At 64.5% G+C, this 15,750-nt stretch carries 11 protein-coding genes; 7 read left to right on the top strand and 4 right to left on the bottom strand.

Annotation, left to right across the window (positions count from 1 at the left end):
* Positions 1-120 precede the first annotated feature (120 nt).
* Positions 121-1,134 (top strand): aspartate-semialdehyde dehydrogenase, encoded by a 1,014-nt coding sequence (locus tag GWK15_RS15005; protein ID WP_168042168.1) that lies wholly within the window; start codon positions 121-123, stop codon positions 1,132-1,134.
* A gap of 438 nt (positions 1,135-1,572) precedes the next feature.
* Here the strand turns inward: GWK15_RS15005 and GWK15_RS15000 are convergent, their stop codons facing one another.
* Complete coding sequence (locus GWK15_RS15000) at positions 1,573-2,070, bottom strand: hypothetical protein (protein ID WP_168042167.1); 498 nt, start codon at positions 2,068-2,070, stop codon at positions 1,573-1,575.
* Positions 2,071-2,477: 407 nt separating this feature from the next.
* On the opposite strand from GWK15_RS15000, the gene GWK15_RS14995 reads away from it, so the two are divergent.
* The 6 genes from GWK15_RS14995 (at position 2,478) to GWK15_RS14970 (ending at position 9,599) form a co-directional block, all read left to right on the top strand.
* Positions 2,478-3,665, top strand: a complete 1,188-nt coding sequence (locus GWK15_RS14995) for a PDDEXK family nuclease (RefSeq protein WP_168042166.1) — start codon at positions 2,478-2,480, stop codon at positions 3,663-3,665.
* A gap of 65 nt (positions 3,666-3,730) precedes the next feature.
* Positions 3,731-4,174 carry a transposase gene (locus GWK15_RS26705; RefSeq protein WP_209442230.1) on the top strand — a complete coding sequence of 148 codons (444 nt, stop codon included), beginning with the start codon at positions 3,731-3,733 and terminating at the stop codon, positions 4,172-4,174.
* Between the two features lie 473 nt (positions 4,175-4,647).
* On the top strand, positions 4,648-6,606 hold the full coding sequence (locus GWK15_RS14985) for an inositol monophosphatase family protein (protein WP_168042165.1): 1,959 nt from the start codon (positions 4,648-4,650) through the stop codon (positions 6,604-6,606).
* A 66-nt stretch (positions 6,607-6,672) separates the two neighbouring features.
* Positions 6,673-7,158, top strand: a complete 486-nt coding sequence (locus GWK15_RS14980; RefSeq protein ID WP_168042164.1) for a YbjN domain-containing protein — start codon at positions 6,673-6,675, stop codon at positions 7,156-7,158.
* A gap of 72 nt (positions 7,159-7,230) precedes the next feature.
* Positions 7,231-8,508, top strand: a complete 1,278-nt coding sequence (locus tag GWK15_RS14975; RefSeq protein ID WP_168042163.1) for a hypothetical protein — start codon at positions 7,231-7,233, stop codon at positions 8,506-8,508.
* A gap of 497 nt (positions 8,509-9,005) precedes the next feature.
* Entirely contained in the window at positions 9,006-9,599 is a 594-nt protein-coding gene (locus GWK15_RS14970; RefSeq protein ID WP_168042162.1) for a hypothetical protein, read from the top strand.
* A 155-nt stretch (positions 9,600-9,754) separates the two neighbouring features.
* Here the strand turns inward: GWK15_RS14970 and GWK15_RS14965 are convergent, their stop codons facing one another.
* The 3 genes from GWK15_RS14965 to GWK15_RS14955 form a co-directional block, all read right to left on the bottom strand.
* A complete protein-coding gene (locus tag GWK15_RS14965; protein WP_338147275.1) occupies positions 9,755-10,441 on the bottom strand; it encodes a DUF697 domain-containing protein in 687 nt (228 codons plus the stop codon).
* A gap of 245 nt (positions 10,442-10,686) precedes the next feature.
* The gene (locus GWK15_RS14960) at positions 10,687-12,117 is read right to left on the bottom strand and encodes a YcjX family protein (RefSeq protein WP_168042160.1); all 1,431 of its coding nucleotides are present in this window, start codon (positions 12,115-12,117) and stop codon (positions 10,687-10,689) included.
* A gap of 254 nt (positions 12,118-12,371) precedes the next feature.
* Complete coding sequence (locus GWK15_RS14955; protein WP_168042159.1) at positions 12,372-15,749, bottom strand: DEAD/DEAH box helicase family protein; 3,378 nt, start codon at positions 15,747-15,749, stop codon at positions 12,372-12,374.
* Position 15,750: the final 1 nt, after the last annotated feature.

The raw sequence follows: 15,750 nt of genomic DNA, 5'->3' as shown, positions 1-15,750 counted from the left end.
CGACCCCGGGGGCCGCCATGCCCCCCGCCCGGGGCGGCATTCCCAGGAAAGCATTGGTCTTGCTCGGCCGTTGCGCTATGCAACCGGCCCCTTCCAGCCGTCGAAAGGACAGAGAGGGACATGCGTGTCGGTATTGTCGGCGCCACCGGTGCGGTGGGCCGCGAGCTCGTGGACGTTCTGGGGCGCCGGGCCTTCCCGGTCACCTCGCTGAGGCTCTTCGCCTCCGCCCGCAGCGCCGGCACGAAAACGAAAACGCCCTTCGGCGACGTCACGATCGAGGAATTCTCGGACGCCGCCGTGCGCGACCTCGACATCGCCCTGCTCGCGGTCTCCGGCGACTTCGCCAAGGCCCATGCGCCGAAGATGGTCGAGGCCGGGGTGACGGTGATCGACAATTCCTCCGCCTTCCGCCTGCAGGACAACGTCCCGCTGGTGGTGCCGGAGGTGAACGCCTCCGCCATCGGCGCCCATCGCCTGATCGCCAACCCCAACTGCACCACGGCGATCCTCGTCGTCGCGCTCGAGCCGCTGCGCCAGGCCTTCGGGCTGAAGCGCGTCATCGTCTCGACCTACCAGGCAGCCTCCGGCGCCGGCGCCGAGGGCATGACGGAGCTCGAGCGCGAGAGCCGCCGCGTCCTGGTCGATGGCGAGAAGCCGCAGGCCGAGGTCTTCCGCTGGCCGCTCGCCTTCAACGTCATCCCGCAGATCGATGTCTTCCAGCCCAACGGCTACACCAAGGAAGAGATGAAGGTCGTGTGGGAGAGCCGGAAGATCATGGGCGTGGCCGATCTCCCGGTTTCCTGCACCGCGGTCCGCATCCCGACGATGCGCGTGCACGCGGAAGCCGTGACGATCGAGACCGAGCGCCCCGTGACGCCCGACGCGGCGCGGGAGGTGCTGCGCCGTGCCGCCGGCGTGAAGGTGGTGGATGATCCGGCGAACGGCCTCTACCCGATGCCGATCAACGCGACCGGCCAGGACGACGTCGAGGCCGGCCGCATCCGGGCGAACCCGGTGTTCGGCGATTGCGGGCTCGACTTCTTCCTCTGCGGCGACCAGCTGCTGAAGGGCGCGGCCCTGAACGCGGTGCAGATCGCCGAACGGCTGCCGGGCCTGGCGCGCAAGGCGGCGTGAGACGCGGAAGGGGGAGAAGGGAACTTCTCCCCCCTTCACCCCCCTCAACCTTCTTTGGGATTTTGGGTCCGGCCGCCGTGGCCGTTGCCCGTGACCAGAGAAGGGAGGGGGATCGGGGCCTGGATCCCCTTGTACCGAACTCGAATGTCTCCTCCCTAACCTGCTTCAAGCCCGATGACAGGTTCAAATCGGGGATGCGCTGACATCTTGATTTGCTGCTCGTCGGATGATGCGGGGGTCGGCATCAGCCTGCGCGAAACCGCGTCAACACGAAGCCACCCTTGACCGCGGACCGGTTCAGGCTTTGCCAAAGAACGAGAGATATCTCGGCTTTGGCGCCGCCTTTTGCAGTCCACTGAGCGGAGGCGGGTCCGCATGGTCCAACTCTCTTATAGCCGGTGCATCCCCAAGCAGCGGCAGGTCGCCCAGCTGATCGGCTCAGAATACGTCATCCTTCTCAGGCCGATCAGGGAGGCCAGCGTCGCGCAGACGGCGTAGGGTGGTAGTCCTCGATCGCGCCCCCGGCCACCGAAGCAGAAGCAGATCGCACAAGAACGCACGCCAAGCGCTGCGCAACGCGTCTGCCGCTTGGGTGATGCAGGGCAGATGATGGTCAAGGACGGCCTGCTCGCCGGAGCGAGGGGTGTACTCGAATACTCCGTCGGTTGGATCAGGGATCGATGCGTATAGGCGCGGTAGGCGGCGGGCGATCAGCGGCAACCCACGAAGCTGCGCCTCGCGCGGGCCGATGTCGTCCTCCCACCCCACGCCGAACTCTGTCAGCAGTAGCGTCAGAAGGTACTGATGCCAGGCAACCACGTCGCTTGCCTGTCCTTCTTGGCGAAAGGTCCAGTTAGCCAAGATGACCCCGGCTAGGTCCGGCAAGTCTATCGGCTGATCCGGGTCGCGCAACCAGCGGCCTGGGTAAAGCTCCATCGGGCCCTCCATCTGGAGCCGGCAGCATACTCAACAACTAGATACTGCCGGAGGCCTGCGCAGAAAGCACGGCACGGTGCCCTGACGATCGTCACCTGCTCGGTGCTCGGATCCACCGCGACCTCGATGCACTCGATAACGTTGAGTTGTCGCTCCCCGATCTCGTACTCGGAGAGAAAACTCTAGGGGCGCCCGATGCGGATCGCCAGTTCGGTCTGCGTCAGCCCCGCCACATTGCGTTTGGCAACGAAGACTTCCTTCAGCCCTGGTCGGCGAGGCGAACGGCGCGCGCGTCGCATGGAGGGGCCAATCCATTCTAAGCGGCTTGCTCGTTACAAACCTCGGCTCGGATAGCCCAGAATTGGATACGCTCGATCGCCTCGCCGAGGTCACAGAGGGGTGCGTGCATGATCTACGAATTCGACAATGAACAGAACCCCAAGGGTCACCGGCTTCACCGCTTCCAGATCTCCCGTGGGGTCTGTCAGCCGCCCGGTGGGGGCGGTCAGTCGCCCGAAGCTTGGCTGCAGGACCGGCTCTTCGAGAACCCGGATCTTCTGCTGGCCGGAGACGTCGACCCGCTCTTCCACGAGTTCAGGCCCCTCGCCAAGGAACTCCTCCTGGATGGGGGGACGCGCGCAATCGACCTATTCGGCATCTCGCCGCTCGGCGGCGTGGTGCTTGTGGAGGTAAAACTCGGCCGAAACAGCGAGGCCCGCCGCGAGATCGTGGCCCAGGCGCTCGAGTATGCGGGCGCGCTTCGACGGCTGGGCTACGACGGCCTCGAGCGCCAACTGCTCGGGCAACGAAGCGGCGTTCTCACACCGTCCGGCCCTGCGACCATTTACGAGGCTGTCGGCGCACCAGCCGGCATCGATCCGGCCGCTTTCGCGGAAGCTGTTGATCATAACCTGCACCTGGGGCGAGTGCTGCTAATCCTGGCGCTCGACACGGTTCCTCCGAGCCTTCGGCTACTCGTCGACGATCTTCGCGCTCTGCCAGGTCTTCCGTTCGAGATCGGAATTGTTGAGATCGGATGCTATCGGGGCGACGTGCCGGGGCGCTTCTTCATGACACCCCGCCTGATGCATCGCATGAAGTCGGTCGAGCGGAACATCGTTCGCATCGACGAGGCGAGGTCTGTCATCGTTACTGAGGCGACCTCGGACGCTGGACGACGCACCCTGACCGAGGAAGACTTCTTCCGGGAACTAGCCCAGGTTGATCCCTCTCTGCCAGAACGGCTGCGCACCTGCCTGGCAGAGCTTGAGCAGCTCGGGGTCTGGACCGACTGCCGTTCCATGCTTGCAGTACGAGGACCCACCCGGGAGGGCCAAGCTGTCGCCCTAGCGTACGTTGAACGCAACGGCTCCGTGACGATCAGCCCAGCACGACCGGCTCTCATCGACGCAGGGCTCGGAGATAAGCTGAAGGCTTATCTCATGTCCGTCGCGGGCGCCATCGGCGGTCAGGCGATGATCGACGAGAACCCTTGGAACTGGAAGGTGAAGGTTAACGGACGAAATCCAAGAGTATCGGACCTCGTCGCTGTGAGCCAGCCCTGGGCGTCCGCTATCGCCGCCCTGCTGGAGTAAGGATCGCGCCGCACAAACAATGACCTGACCCCCGCGCATCAGTTCGGCGGCCTGGTTTCTTCGATGTGGAGGAGAGGCTGCGCGAGCTGTATCCGAAGAATGACGACCTCGAGCGGATCGCAGCGCTGGTGAATTTCGCCATTTTGCGCGCTGCGTTGGAGTGGGCGGCGCCGCGCGCGGACGGTGCCCAAGGTGACCGACCCTCCTTCGATCACGTGTTGATGTTCAAGATGCTGCTACTGCACGCAAGGCACGGGCTGTCCGACGAGCGCTGCGAGTACGTGATCAAGGACCGTCTGTCCTTCATGCGCTTCCTTGGCCTGGGGGCTGGCCGACCCGATGCTAGACGGGATCGCAGGGCCGGGCGTGCGGGCGAAGCTGGACGAACTCGAAGCGCGTCGGCGAGAACTCGAAAACTGGGCGGTCGCGGCGCCGCCGGCTCCTCCAGCCCTCCCCCCACATGGCCCCGGTCTACGCACAGCAGATCGCCGCCCGGTAGAGGCACTTAACGCCGACGTTCGCAAGGAGGTGTTTGAGGCCGCCAAGGTGCTGATCGAGAGGGTCGTGATCTCGCCTCCCGATAACCCGGGCGATCCGCAGCGCATCGAACTGACCGGCAACCTCATCACCATGCTTCACGCCTCCGGGGTGAACACCGCAGCAGGTGGCGCTACCTTCGGCTCATGCCTCCCAGCCATAATCATAAGTTCGACAAGAGGGGGGCTGGGGGCATGGATCCCCTTATGCCGAACATTGATCAGTGTCGGATAACCACCCCAAGTCGCTCGACCACCTGATCGTCTCGACGGACCTGCGTACCACTCGACGGTCCGAAAATGCGCATTATCGTTGAACCAAGAGCTAATTTCATTTATACAAAGCGCCTCTTCAAAATTAATCGCTGCACGCCCTTCGAATACGCTTCGAGGGGCGAAGTATTTTTGCGCGCCTTCCACAAGCTAAATCCACAAGGAGGATCATATTGAAGAACATCGCACAGGACATTCTCCCACAGACCATCGAGATCGCGCAGCAAGCCGGCCGTATGCTCGCGAACGAATTCCTTCGTACTGAAGGGCCGCGCGGCAATCGCGGCCATGCCTCAATTGATGACGAGATTGCGCTGTTCCTCCGCGATCGCCTCGTTGACCTCTTCCCGACGCGCTGGGTCTGCGAGGAGACCCCACACGTCGACGAATATTGGCCTGAGGCCCCGGTAGAGCCCTTTCGAACCTTCGAATGGCAGGGCGTATCCGTTTGCTCCGGAGACTTCGGCTTCAACGACCGCGCGACCCGAGACCGCCGGATGGCCTTCGCTGCCAACCGCGGCTACTGCTGGGTTGTCGATCCACACGACGGCACCAGCGCCTTTCTTCAGGGCTACCGCGGGACGGCTGTCTCGATCGCGCTACTGAAGGCGGGTCGACCGGTCCTCGGCGTCGTGCACGCGCCACTTCCGCCGGATCGCAGCTCGGACACCATTGCCTGGGCGGAAGGCCGCGCGGGGGTCATTCGCAATGGCGAGACGTTGCCGAAGCTTCTCCCGAAGCGCGGCCTTCAGCCGGGGGACGTTGTATTCGTCAGCCAGGCCGCGAGCGGATGGCCGACCCAGAATGCTGAGGCCGTCGCGCCAGCGCGCTTCGTGGCACTGCCCTCAATTGCCTATCGGCTTGCGCGCGTCGCTTGCGGCGATGCCATTGCCGGCGTCTCACTCAATGGACCGTGCAGTTGGGACTACGCTGCCGGGCACGCGCTGCTCCTCGGGGCAGGCGGCACCGTTGTCGATCAGCTTGGCAGCGACGTCTCCTACACCAAGGACGGATATAGTCAGGTCGGCCAGTGTTTCGGTGGCGCCATTGGGGCGGCGGCGGAACTCGCTGTGCGAAACTGGCGTCTCGTGGGTCGCGGTCCACGTGAGGTGGCAGAGCATCGGCCCATCGTTCCCGGGATCGCAGACGCGACGAGCCTGTCGAGGGCCGTCGGCTGCCTACTGGGCCTGATCTCCGGCGACGCGCTTGGCAGCCTCGTCGAGTTCCAAACTCCCAAGGCGATTTCGGCTTCCTACCCCGCAGGGGTCCAGGATCTTGCCGATGGGGGAACCTGGGACACGATTGCGGGTCAGCCGACCGACGACGGCGAGCTGGCCCTTGCGCTCGCGCGCGTGCTCGCGGACCGCTCCCAATGGTGCGACGATGCAGTCGCGGCTGCCTATGCGAACTGGCTCGCCTCTGGCCCCTTCGATTGCGGCATGACAACCGGAACCGCCTTCCGTGCCGCTCTCATGGCCCAGTCGGGTCGCGCTGCAGCCGCGCGGGCTGCTGCGAATGCCGAGAGCGAGGCGAATGGCGCCCTGATGCGTGTAGCTCCGGTCGGCATCTGGGCGCGCGATCCTGCGGAAGCTGCGCGGGTAGCTCGGGAGGACGCCCTGCTGAGCCATCCCAGCCCTGTGACCAGGTCGGCGTCTGGCGCCTTCGCAGCAGCCATTGCCGTCGCCATTGCCGGCGGTGACAGGGACGCGATGCATAGGGCGGCGGAAGCGGAGGCCTCGGGCAGTCCTGCCATCGCGGACGTGTTGCGCGCAGCCAAGGCGGGCAACGGCGTAACGGATGCGGTGACGAACCAGGGCTGGGTTCTCCATGCCTTGAAGAACGCCTTCCACCGGCTCTGGCATGCGTCGAGCGTTGAGGCGGCATTGGTCGCCACGGTCGGGATGGGCGGGGATACGGACACGAATGGAGCCATCTGTGGGGCTCTGCTCGGCGCTGCCTATGGCGCCGATGCGCTCCCCACGCGATGGACGATGCAGGTGGCTAGTTGCCGACCGATCGCTGCTTTCGGAGCCATGCGGCCACGGCCGGCGGCATTCTGGCCGGTCGACCTGCCTAGCCTCGCAGAGAGGCTTCTGCAGCAGAGGAGGATCAAGCAAGGCCTGCCAGCCTAAGGCAACCCAGCGGCGCAGCATGCCGCGGTCGTGCCCCCAAACGGATCAACAGCAACGGAGAAGCGCATGAAGAGCATTAAGGAAAACGTTCAAACCTGGATCGATGATCAGGGCTTCCGCGGTGTCCACGTTGTGGAGCACGAGCCCACCGAGACGATGTTCGCATGGACCTACAGTTCGCGCGTCGCGACCTATGAAGCTTTCGTGGATGCCGACGAACAAGACGGCGTCCTCGCCATCACGATTTACCTGCCGCTGATGGTGCCGGCAGCGCACGAGGCTGCGGTCAACATGATGATTATGCGGCGGAACTACCATCAGCGCTTCGGCGCGGTGGAGTACGGCGGCCGCGATGGGCGCCTCCGGTATCGCACGACAACGCTCCTCGGGAGCGACCGCAATACCACGGAAACTGTCGACTTCCTGTTCTCCTGGGCCAATCGCATGGCGGACGAGGCCATGATGCAGCTCGGTGCTCTCCTCTTCCGGGATGCGCCCTCGATTGAGGCTCCGCGCCTCGAAGCGCTCGGCGCGCCGGCCACCGTTCACTGAGCGAACCAGGCGCGTCGCCGGCCGCGCCCAGAACCGACAACGGAAGTCCACACGAACAGGAAGGAGCCACGTATGATCGTCTTCCCGCACGCAAACCAGCAAACCATGGATGAGGATGAGTTCCTCGCGCGATGGCTTGTCTGGTTCGATGGTCCACGGTCCTTCGGTAAGGCCGAGGCCACCGACGCGGTCCCTCGTCTGCATTCGGCCGTCGGCTATCAAGCACTTCTCGATCAGGAGCGCGGCCACGGCCTTGACGCCTTCTGCCGACGCATCGTTCGGCCGCCCTACCGGAACACGATGCAGGCAACAGGGCCCTTCATGCGGGCCAACGCCCACGTGCTTAAGCCTGCAACCGTGATGAGCACGACGGGCAGAAATGCGCTGGGTGCAAGACTGCGCGCGGAAGTGTGCGCTCGCCTGGGGCGGATCCGCGCGAATTCTGCGCTGATGGTCGCCGCCGAGGCGCACGTCGCTTCAGATATCGATGTCGAACGGGCCGGCCAAATCTGGGAAGCTGTCGGCACGGCGCCCATATCGACGAACGACACCTCACGGGCTGCGAGACCCGCTGCACCTTCGGCCTTGAGGGGGCGGAAGGACTTCGTGAAGCAACTCGTGACTACGATCGCGGAGGAACCGTTCCAACCGAGATATCGTGGGCGCTGCATCGGTCAGCCTGTGGTGGGGTGGACCAACAGGCTGACGAGTTACTTCTGGCCGCGCCCGGAGGTCGGGCTCGAGCCGACGGCCGCGGCGCTGCATCAGCTTGAGGAAGAGGGGCGGATAGTTGTCGGGCTTCTGGACGACCGATCAGATGCGGCGCAACAGCGGACGGTAGAGTGGGCTGAACGGATCCTGGCGTGGGGTGGGGTCCCGCAACGGGCTGTCACCGCCGATATCGTCCGCGCAGTCATCCGCGCCGCTCTCACCCGGGAGCCAGGCAGTGCTCCGATGAACAGCGGGTGGACAAAGGTGGCCGCCTTCGCGACGGCGCCGCTCGAAGACCAGGACAGGGCGGACGCGATCTGGGACAGTCGCGTGTCGTGGTCGCTCGTGCGTCGGGCCGACGGCATCTTCTCAGCGGCGGGGATCAGCGCGTTGCCAGACTGGTTCTGGCCGATCGGCAAGGTGCCTGGCCGCGGCGGCACGCGCTGGAGCCAGCCCGTTCAGTCCTTCTGGCCGAATGGATATGGACGTTGGTCTGCGCATTTCGCGGCGGCCGACCTAATTCGGGCAATCCGGGACGAGTTGAATGGCTCCGGCGTCGCGGCGCATGATGCATCTGGAAGTCAGGTCGCCTGGTCCATCCGCGCGGTGGAAATGGTGCTCTTCATGGACGGGTACTGACCCATTGATTGGCGCACGCCAATGCCCACGTCTCGCTGTCGCGTGGGTTCAAATCGGGGACGCGCAAACGTCTTGATTTGCTGCTGACCAGCTAATGACGGCCTCCGGCGTCGTCAGCAACACTTCCCCGTTTGCCTGTCCGCCGTGACCACCTGACACGGCGGCGCAACCCGCTAATGATAATCGCTCCTACAACACGCGATAGAACACGATCTACGCGAAGGGCATTGCATTTACGGAAATCAATAAGTCAACATCGCGCGTAAGGCCAAGCGAGGTCGGCCATGACCGCGGACTGTGAAGAACCGAGGCAGGAGGAAATCGACCCTGCTCGTAACGCTCCATTGCCCCCATGGGCCGGCAAGAAGGCGCGGCTGAGCCAGGCCAGTCCCCCCAGCACACCGGCGACGCCTCCCCCTCCCGGCGAGCGGGAACGCCCAGAGAGATCTGCCGCCGAGGAAGCGCCATTGCCCCCATGGGCCCACAAGAAGGCGCGGTTGAGCCAGGCCAGTTCCCCCACCAGCACACCGGCGACGACCACCCCTTCCGGCGAGCGGGAACGCCCAGAGAGGACCGCCGCCGAGGAAGCGCCATTGCCCCCATGGGCCGGCAAGAAGGCGCGGTTGAGCCAGGCCAGTCCCCCCAGCACACCGGCGACGCCCCCCCGTCCCGGCGAGCGGGAGCGCCCGGAGAGAACCGCCGCCGAGGAAGCGCCATTGCCCCCATGGGCTCGTCGTGGCGCAAGCGGTTCGCTCGGCGACGCCTCCGATACCGTAGTCGCAGTTGCCAGCAAGATTGCAGGGGCAGCACATGCGGCCGCGCCGATCGCTGTTTCTGTAGGAGCCGCCAGCGGATTGGCCTTCGTAGCGGCAGCAAGGATGAGTGCGTCAGGTCTTCTGAAGGCAAGCGAAATCGCTATTGAAGCCGCCAAGAGTGATAAGGCACACGACATCTACAAGGCCATTGGCCATCTTGCGGAGGAAGCAGCGAGAACGGCACTGTGGGCGGCGAAACACGAAGTAACGCGCGCCGCCTTGGACGTTGCAAAAGATGCGATCATTTCCGTCATAGAGAACGCGCCCGAAGATTGAGAGATTATCGAAGAAGTTATCGGGATTACATTCAGTTAAATGAGTTCAAGATTTAGAGATCCGGCTGCGCGGCCTTGAACCCCATCATCGAGCGGATACACTGCGCGGTCACGACTTCGGGCGCAGTCGCAGTCCTGCAACTATTCCCTCAGCTTTCATACGGGCCGGCAACTCTCTGCCGTTGCGAATGCCAGGCGCAACATCCGGCGAGCGGCCACGGCTGCGCCCGCCGCCTGACCGGCTAGCCCTCCGGCCATCGGGGAGTTCAACAAAGCTTCTGTCGCAGAAGAAACAACGATGTCGACCGCCGCCACGGCACCGGCGTCGATTGCGACGCGTTGGAATAGCGCAACCGTACCAATCACGCCGGGCCGATGCCCGTAAAGCTGGGCAACTTGGCGGACCAGCCTTGCGCCACGCCAGATGACCAGAACTCCATCCAAACCAGGCCAAGGACTAACGGCAGTCGCCGCCAAGACCTGAACAGCTGCCGAATGTCCGACCGCAGAAGTTCTCTTTTCGACTTCAGCTAGAGGGCCGGCGCGTAGAAGGTCACGCAACGTCGCCGCGTCTGGCGCATTGATGATGACCTTCCGGACATCTGCGGAGACGCCAATGGCTTGCATCCAGCCTTCAGCGTGTCGCCGAGCGATCGATATGTCCTGGCTCGCCAGACCGCGTCGCAAGGCATCGATCTCCGCTAGAGCAACGTAACTGCGCCATTCCCGAATTGCGGACCACCCAACAACAAACGCCATCGGCGCAAGGGCAGCCGACGTAGCCAACCCAAGCCAACTTGATCGTGAGAATTGATCGGCGACGAAATTGACGAACTCGAGCACGGCCAAGCCGACGAGGAGTAGGAAAAGAGCGATCACTCCAGCGGTAAATGGAGCCCGCTCGAGGGATGGCACCGACAGGGTGGCAACATCACCGTGCCGGACTGCGCCTTGGGGGCCCTCGGCGTCGCTTAGCCAACCGCGTAATCCGACCACCGCAGGCTCTGGCGGAGATGGCGCTGGATTGGCGGTCGCACCGCCTGGGGCGGAGGAGGGCTGTGGCTCATCGAGGAAGCGTGGCCCCTGTGTCATAGCTCATCCCTCAGCAAGTCGGCGAGGACGGCATCGAGGTTGATGTGCTGGATCGGATGTGCGTCGCCGGGTGCAAACTCAGGAGGCGCAAGCTGGGGCATCACGAAATATGGGTTCGACCAGTAGGCCTCCGGCACCTCTCCTGCCGGCACGAAACCAGGCTGGAACGGACGTTGCCGGTTTTCACCCAATGGTAGGCCCTGGACGGCCCGGTGCGTGCGGCCTTCCGCATCCCTCACGTCGATATCCGTGGTGCACCTCACGGCGGCGACGGTGTGGTACGTGGCGCGCCCACGCTTCGGAACCTTGCCGGCCTCGATGTAGTACTGGAGGGTCTTACGCAAGTTGTCCCTTTGCAGATCGTCGACGTGATCCGACTTGGTCGCGGCGAACGCAATGGACTTGATACCTCTTCCCGGAAGCCAATCACGTTCCAGCAGCCGCGCATACGCCTGTCCGATACTCCGTAGGGCACGCGTTGTGTCCTCGAATGCCTCGCGACCCGCGAACAATGCACCCAACACGTCCACGAGCACCACCTGACGCGTGAAGCGGCTAAAGTGCTTCTCGAAAAAGTCTGCGCGCACGTGCTTCTTGTACTCCTCGAAGCGATCGCGCAGCAGCGCACCTAACGTGCCACGAACCGGCGATGGTGCGCCCAACCAGGGAAAAAAGTGCATCAGCGGTATCTCGCCGGCTGGTCCCGGCATTAAGAAGCGCCCGGGTTGCAGCCATCGTAGGCCGGCGTCCTCGCGGGCGCGCCGCAGCGCGTCGCGATAGAGACGAAAGCCGTGGGTCGCAGTCTTGTCGGATGCGGGCGCAGCGGATTGAAGCGCTCCCAGGAAAGCAGTGAATTCCGCCGCGAACCTCGACCGTGGAGGCTGCGACAGATCGGCAAGGACCTCTGCTGACCAAGTCTCGTAGGATTGTTCCAACAAGGGCAAGTCCATAAGCCATTCGCCAGGATAATCGAGCAACTCGAGCCGCAGCACGCGGTCACCCGCAAACTGACCAAGCCTCGAAGAACGGCGCAGCTTCAGTCTCAGCGTAGTCATCGCCGGGCGGTCGGTAACGGGCGGCCAGGTCGCTGCCGTCCCCCGCGCAAGTTGATCTCTCAGGCCTTCGTAGTCAAAGAACGGAAAATCCTGTGTTCCGGCGTTTTCTATTTCGGCATCCAGCAGACGTGAACTGCAGGCATCGTTCTCTCTGAGTAGATCTGCCAGCTTCGGGAGCGTATTCTTTCTATTCCCTGCCACTCCGCGACCCATCGCTAGCAGATTACTGATCATTGATACCAGGAAAACTGTCTTTCCTGCCCTGCTAAGACCCGTTACCGCGATACGCTCGGTATCTAAGTTAACAGCATTCCAAGCGGCGTCCCGGGTCGCGTGGAACCCATCTCGAATGACGATCCCAAAGCTGCTCATGCGCGGTGCGTCCTCCCGTCGGGAACACCCCGCCCCGGAGCGGCGCCCCCAAACAACGCCTGGTCAGCGGGCTTCAGCGACCTGCGGCCCCAGCCTCCCGTTCGGTCATCCTTGGCAATGTGGCCCCCGTTGATCCACCCCATCGGCATCACTCCACAGCAACAACCTTCGGCACCCCATTCCCAGAGGGGATCGGCATGCGAGTTCGTCATTCTGCTCGCGTCGACACCGTCTAGCGCTCGGAGGCGGAGAGATCAGGCTGCGGCACGATCACGGACCCTTCTGAGAATGGCTACGAGTTCGTCCACATCCCTTCCTTGAAATACACCCTCCACACCCTGGTCGTTGATGTGCGTGAAAGGCGGCTCGTAGAGACGCTCGATCTTCACCGCTCCTTGCTCGGTCAGGTGCTCGACGATGATGTCAATGAACTCAATTTGAGCCGGACGCAGGGTTTTGCCCGCCAGGAACTCAGCGAAGGCAGCCTTCGCCGCACCGCGGTCCATCCCAACAAGCGAGCGCACGAACAGCCCCAGCCCTTCGCTATCCCTCTTCGCGCGCTCGATATCTTCGGGCGTTCCGATCCCTGCTTCCCCAAGCATTCGCTCCAGTTCCTCGAGGTCCGTCGGCGTCAACGGCCGGTTCATGCGCAGCTTGTTCACCGCGACGTGGTTCTCGTGCTCGAGCAGGAAGTGCCGTGCCTTGCGGCGGAACTGCTCGTAGCTGTCGCCGACCGAGAGCTTCTCGAACTCCACGTGGACGCCGTCGCCGATCTCGTCCTCGAAGTCGGTGTAGATGATCGCGCGCTTCTTCACCTCAATCAGGTGCACCAGGCCGCGCAGCTTCTTCCGGGCCGTCTCCAGCATCCCGACCGTGACGTCCTCCCACCAGGCGTCGCTCTGAAGGTCCTGGATCAGCTCCAGCTCGGCCTTGATAGCGGGGATGGTCGACTGTTCCTCCAGCGCGCCGGCGATCTTCGCCACCTGCTCCCGCAAGCGGTCGAAGCCGGGCTCGCTCTTCAGTACGCAGAGCTGCAGGTTCAGCAGCAGAAGGTCGAAGCGCTTCGCCTCTTCCCGCTCCGCCTCGGTCTCGGACGGCAGGCCGGCGAGACCCTCGGCCAGCTCATGCCGGGCCGTATCATCCAGCGCCTGCCACGCCTCGGGCTTGGTGTATGCCTCCACCAGCCGCCGCCGTGGGCGGACGATGAAGTTGTCCAAATTCATCGCCGCGACCTCGGTCCGCAGCGTCTCGGCGGCCTCGGCGCGGAGCGGCGGCTCGGTCTCATGCGCGGTGCCAGCAGCCACGCGGCTGTCCACCGCGCCGATCAGCTCCAGCCGCGCCTTGAAGAGCTTGGCGCCCAGGCCTTCCCCGACACTGCCCTCAACGCCAGCCGCCTCCTGGCTGAAGAACTCCAGGTTCTGGCAGAAGTCGAAGACGTAGAAGAATTCCTTGTGCCGCCCCGGCCCAAACAGGTCCTTCCGCAGCCGGGTGCCGCGGCCGATCATCTGCCAGAACTTCGTCTTCGACCGCACCAGCTTGAAGAAGACGAGGTTCACCACCTCCGGCACGTCGATGCCGGTGTCCAGCATATCCACGCTGATGGCGATGTGCGGCGCCTTCTCTGCCGCCGAGAAATCATCGATCAGGCTCTGCGCATAATCGACCTTGAAGTCGATCACCCGGGCGAAGCTGCCCTTCAGGTGCGGGTAGGCAAGGTTGAACCGCTCCTCGATGAAGACCGCATGGGCGTGGTTCTTGGCGAAGACGATCGTCTTGCCGAGCCGGTCACCGCCCGCGACCTTCTGGCCCCGCTCCATCAGGTGCTGCAGCACCTTGTCTACGGTGTCGGCGTTGAAGAGCCATTTGTTGACCGCCTCGGCCTCCACCCGGTCGGGCGGGCCGTCCTCCTCACCCCATTCGGCGGCGTCCCACTCCTCCTTCTCCTCCTCGGAGAGCTTGTCGTAGGCGATGCCGTCTCGGACGAATTTCAGCGGCACCGACACGGCCTTCATCGGCACCAGGTAGCCGTCCTTCACCGCCTCATCGAGGCCGTAGACATCCGTCGGCACGCCGGTCTCGAGTTCGAACAGCCGGTAGGTGTTGCGGTCGATCTCGTCCTTCGGCGTGGCGGTCAGGCCGACCAGCAGGCTGTCGAAGTAGTCGAAGATGGCGCCGTACTTCCGGTACACCGACCGGTGCGCCTCATCGATGATGATTAGGTCGAAATGGCCGGCGCCGAAGCGGCGCTGATCCTCCCGAGCCTCGTCGATCAGCTTCATCATCGTGGGGTAGGTGGAGACGAAGACGCGGCCCTCGGCCGTCTTGTCCGTGACCAGGTTCACCGGGGAGGCCGCCGGCAGGTGCGCCTTGAAGGCGTTCACCGCCTGGTTCACCAGCGCCACGCGGTCCGCCAGGAACAGGATGCGCTTGGCCCAGTTGCAGCGCATCAGCAGGTCGGCCAGGGCGATGACGGTGCGCGTCTTGCCCGCCCCCGTCGCCATCACCACCAGCGCCTTGCGGAGGTTGTCGTCCTCGAAGGCTTCCCCGATGCGGCGGATGGCGCGGGTCTGGTAGGGGCGCTCGACGATCTGCCCGTCGATCACCGCATCCTTCAGCTTGCGGCGGGTGGTGCGGCGCTGGATCAGTAGTTCCAGCTCCGGCTTCTTGTAGAAGCCCTGCACCTCGCGCGGCGGGTAGCGCGTATCGTCCCAGATCCAGTGCTCATAGCCGTTGGAGCAGAAGATGACCGGGCGCTGGCCGGTCATGCGCTCCAGGCAATCGGCGTAGAGCTTCGCCTGCTGCTGGCCCTTGCGCGGGTCGTGGCGGGTGGCCTTGGCCTCGACCAGCGCCAACGGCCTGCCGTCGTCGCCCCACAACACGTAGTCCACGAAGCCCTCGCCCTTGGCGTTGGGCATGCCGGTGACCGGGTACTCGCGGACATTCGCGGCGTCCGGGTCCCAGCCGGCCTCGCGCAGGAGGCGGTCGATCCAGAGGTCGCGGGTAGCGGCCTCGTTGTAGTCGTGGGTGTCGGGGCGCGCGGCGGCGGCGGCGCGGGCGGCGGCTACTTCCTCCCGCAGGCGGACCAGCTCGGCGTCGAGATGCGCGCGGTCGGCCAGCAGCGCGGCCAGCTTCTCGTCCTTCGCGCGGAGCTCGGCCTCCAGCTTCTGCAACTGCGCAAGCGTCTGCTGCGCCACGGCGGCGGCGGGCCTGGGCACCTTCGCCTGGTCGAAGGCGAGGCCATCCGGCGGCGGCGCGCCGCGCGCATAGGAGCGGACGAGCCAGAAGGTGAAGTGGAACAGCTCCTTCAGCGCGGCCAGCGCGTCGTACTGCTTGAAGGGCTTGGCGCTGTGGACGGCCTGGTTGCCGAGGTCCTTGATCAGCCGAGCCTTGGCGAAGATGGCCGGGCCGACGGCCTCGCGGAAGCTCGGCTCGTGGATCAGGGCGCTGAGGTTGTCCTGGTAAGGCAGGACGAGCGTCTTGTCGGCCTTGTAGAGCCAGGCGACGGCGAGTTCGAGGGTGCGGCGGGCGTAGAAGGCGGAGGCGCGGGCATCGGCCAGCGCCAGGGCCTCGGCGCGCGCCGCCGCGTCATGTAGGTCCGGCCATTCCGTCTTAAGGAAGCCGAACTGCGACATG

The sequence above is a fragment of the Neoroseomonas oryzicola genome (genome assembly GCF_012163135.1).
Lineage (GTDB): Bacteria > Pseudomonadota > Alphaproteobacteria > Acetobacterales > Acetobacteraceae > Neoroseomonas > Neoroseomonas oryzicola.
This window is presented reverse-complemented; position numbering and strand designations above follow the sequence as displayed.